Origin of the sequence: Pseudomonas sp. HMWF021 (genome assembly GCF_003061005.1) — a bacterium.
Lineage (GTDB): Bacteria > Pseudomonadota > Gammaproteobacteria > Pseudomonadales > Pseudomonadaceae > Aquipseudomonas.
In genome coordinates this window covers 1-1,254 of sequence record NZ_QAIK01000066.1, presented here as the reverse complement: position 1 = coordinate 1,254, position 1,254 = coordinate 1, and the positions used below count along the sequence as shown (strand labels likewise).

General features: G+C 59.3%; 1 protein-coding gene. It reads left to right on the top strand.

All coding sequences use genetic code 11. The annotated features are described in order from the left end of the window. Positions 1-1,254 (top strand): ATP-binding protein (locus DBR18_RS09795; RefSeq protein ID WP_256588659.1); only part of this gene is annotated, 1,254 nt, incomplete at both ends.

Here is a 1,254-nt window from a genome sequence, read left to right as displayed (position 1 = left end):
CCGACGATGGCAGCGGTCTGCACCACATGGTGTTCGAGGTGGTCGACAACTCGATCGACGAAGCCCTCGCCGGCCACTGCGACGACATCAGCATCATCATCCACCCGGATGAGTCCATCACCGTTAAAGACAACGGCCGTGGCATCCCGGTAGACGTGCACAAAGAGGAAGGCGTTTCCGCCGCCGAGGTCATCATGACCGTCCTCCACGCTGGCGGTAAGTTCGACGACAACTCCTACAAGGTATCCGGCGGTCTGCACGGTGTAGGTGTATCGGTGGTGAACGCGCTGTCCGAAGAACTCGTACTGACCGTACGCCGCAGTGGCAAGATCTGGGAACAGACCTACGTCCACGGCGTACCTCAGGCACCAATGGCCATCGTTGGCGACAGCGAAACCACCGGCACCCAGATCCACTTCAAGGCTTCCAGCGAAACCTTCAAGAACATTCACTTCAGCTGGGACATCCTGGCCAAGCGCATTCGTGAACTGTCCTTCCTCAACTCCGGTGTCGGCATCGTCCTCAAGGATGAGCGCAGCGGCAAGGAAGAACTGTTCAAGTACGAAGGCGGCCTTCGTGCGTTCGTTGAATACCTGAACACCAACAAGACTGCGGTCAATCAGGTGTTCCACTTCAACATCCAGCGTGAAGACGGCATCGGCGTGGAAATCGCCCTGCAGTGGAACGACAGCTTCAACGAGAACCTGTTGTGCTTCACCAACAACATTCCACAGCGCGACGGCGGTACTCACCTGGTGGGTTTCCGCTCGGCCCTAACGCGTAACCTGAACAACTACATCGAGCAGGAAGGTCTGGCGAAGAAGCACAAAGTCGCCACCACCGGTGATGATGCCCGCGAAGGCCTGACCGCGATCATTTCGGTGAAAGTGCCGGATCCGAAGTTCAGCTCGCAGACCAAAGACAAGCTGGTGTCTTCCGAAGTGAAGACCGCGGTCGAGCAGGAGATGGGCAAGTACTTCTCCGACTTCCTGCTGGAAAACCCGAACGAAGCCAAACTGGTCGTCGGCAAGATGATCGACGCCGCCCGCGCCCGTGAAGCGGCGCGCAAGGCCCGTGAGATGACCCGCCGCAAAGGTGCGCTGGACATCGCCGGCCTGCCGGGCAAGCTCGCTGACTGCCAGGAAAAAGACCCGGCGTTGTCCGAACTGTACCTGGTGGAAGGTGACTCCGCGGGCGGCTCTGCCAAGCAGGGACGTAACCGCAAGACCCAAGCCATCCTGCCGCTGAAGGGCA